This window comes from Oerskovia sp. NPDC056781 (assembly GCF_042789955.1).
In the GTDB taxonomy this organism is placed as follows: Bacteria; Actinomycetota; Actinomycetes; order Actinomycetales; family Cellulomonadaceae; genus Oerskovia; species Oerskovia rustica.
The window spans coordinates 1-2219 of sequence record NZ_JBHUAD010000366.1 but is presented as its reverse complement, the minus strand read 5'-3'; the positions used below and the strand labels follow the sequence as shown (position 1 = coordinate 2219).

Genomic DNA, 2219 nt, shown 5'->3' with positions numbered 1-2219 from the left:
GGGCACCACGGGCACGTACCGTGGTGCCCGACGGCACCGCCCACACCGACCGTCCGACCGGACCTGAGAGGAACCCCGTGCTCGACGCCCTGCACCGCCGGCTCGACGCCGTCGGCATCCGCACACCGACGGGCCGTGACGCCCTGCTGGGCGGGGTCGTCGCGGCGCTCACGGTCGGCTTCCTGCTGGTGATCGAGCGCGTCGCGCTGACGGACCTCGGCATCCTGGTCGAAGGGGCGCCCGACTCCCTGCGGTTCTCGACCGGTGGCCGGGTCGCGGCGATCGTGATCGTCGTCGCGCAGGCCATGGCGCTCACGCTGCGTCGTCGGGCACCGCTGCTCACGCTCACGCTGGTCGTCGTGGGCCAGGTCGCGCTCGTACCGGTCCTTCCCGCCCTCGTCTCGTTCCAGGCCCCGGCGACGCTCGTCGCGGCCTACTCGGTCGGGGCGTACGCGCCGCGCCGCACGGCCCTGTGGGCGGCCGGGGCGGCTGCGGGGGTGCAGGTCCTGCTGGGCTTCGTGCTCGGCGGTCCGGTGCCGATCACGTCGGCAGGCCCTGCACCGGTCGCGGTCCAGGTCTGGGGCGGCCTCGCGTCGGCCCTCCTGACGTACGTGGCCTCGGCGCTCGTGGGCGCGTACGTCGGCACGCGCCGCGAGCTGTTCGCCCAGCTCCAGGGGCGGGTCGCGCAGGCCGAGAGAGAGCGCGACATTCTCGCGGCGCAGGCCGTCCTGGAGGAGCGGGGCCGCATGGCGCGCGAGCTGCACGACGTCGCCGCCCACCACCTGTCGGGGATCGTCGTCCAGGCGGCCGCAGCCGAGCGCCTGGTCGACCGCGACCCCGAACGTGCGAAGGAGTCGATGCGCTGGATCCGCACCCAGGGACGCGAGACGCTCGACAACCTGCGGCTGGTCGTCGGCATCCTGCGCAGCTCGTCGCAGACCGGTCCCGGCGAGCCCGGCGAGGAGGCGCCAGCCGCGCCGCAGCCCACGCTCGACGACGCGGACGAGCTGCTCGACCTCGCGCGCAGCGCCGGTGCCGAGGTGCGCGACGTGCGGCTCGGCGAGCCGTTCGACCTGTCCCCCGCGGTCCAGCTCACGGTCTACCGCGTGCTCCAGGAGGCGCTGACCAACGCTCGTCGGCACGCACCCGGGCGCGCGATCGAGGTCGTGACCGACCACCAGCGGGCCGCGCTCGTCGTCACGGTCACCAACCGGCTGCCCGTCGCGGCGATCGGCTCAGGGGGCCGGGCCGGGCCGTCCGTGCCGTCGGGGCCGTCGGGGCCGGCGCCCGGCTCCCCTGCTGCCCCGACCCCGCCCGGCCACGGCCTCATCGGCATGACCGAGCGAGCGACGCTCGTCGGCGGGACGCTCGACGCCGGCCCCGTCCCCGGTGACGGATGGCGCGTCCGGCTCACGGTCCCGCGGCCGGTCGACCCCGTGTCCCCCACCGCCCCCGAACGCTCGGCGACGTCCGCGGACGAGCCGGGCTCCGCCGTCGGGCAGGAGGCCCCATGACCCGAGTGGTGCTGGTCGACGACCAGGCCGTCGTCCGCGCAGGCTTCACCGTGATCCTCGAGAGCGAGGGCTTCGAGGTCGTGGGCGAGGCGTCCAACGGGGCCGACGCCGTGCGCGTCGCGCGCCGGGAGCGCCCCGACGTCGTGTGCATGGACGTCCGCATGCCCGGCGGGGACGGCATCACGGCGACGCGCGCGCTCGCGGGACCCGGCGTCGTCGACCCGGTCCCGGTGCTCGTGGTGAGCACGTTCGACCTCGACGACTACGTGTTCGGTGCCCTGGAGGCCGGGGCGAGCGGGTTCCTGCTCAAGGACGCCGAGCCCGACGTGCTGGTCGACGCGGTGCGGCGCGTGGCGTCGGGCGAAGGACTGGTCGACCAGACGCTCACGCGGCGCGTGATCGACGAGTTCGCCCGACGGCGGTCCCCCGCCGCCCCCGACGACGTCGCCTCGGGCCTGCTCACCTCGCGCGAGCACGACATCCTGGCGCTGCTGTGCCGGGGGCAGTCGAACGCGGAGATCGCGGCGACGCTCTACCTCGAGGCGAGCACCGTGAAGTCGCACCTGAGCCGGATCATGACCAAGACGGGCGTGCGCGACCGCGTCCAGCTAGTGGTCTGGGCGTACGAACGGGGAATCGCGGCGCCGTCGCACCAGGTGACGAAGCCGAGGTAGACCCGTGTGCGCGAGGTAGACCTCCTGGAGG

General features: G+C 75.0%; 2 protein-coding genes. Both read left to right on the top strand.

Annotated features, from left to right (window positions below; translation table 11 throughout):
• Window positions 1-1514 (top strand): sensor histidine kinase (locus ACFRCR_RS18395; protein ID WP_377679619.1); only part of this gene is annotated, 1514 nt, incomplete at its 5' end.
• Entirely contained in the window at window positions 1511-2188 is a 678-nt protein-coding gene (locus ACFRCR_RS18390; protein ID WP_377679618.1) for a response regulator, read from the top strand. The genes ACFRCR_RS18395 and ACFRCR_RS18390, both read left to right, overlap by 4 nt.
• Window positions 2189-2219 lie beyond the last annotated feature (31 nt).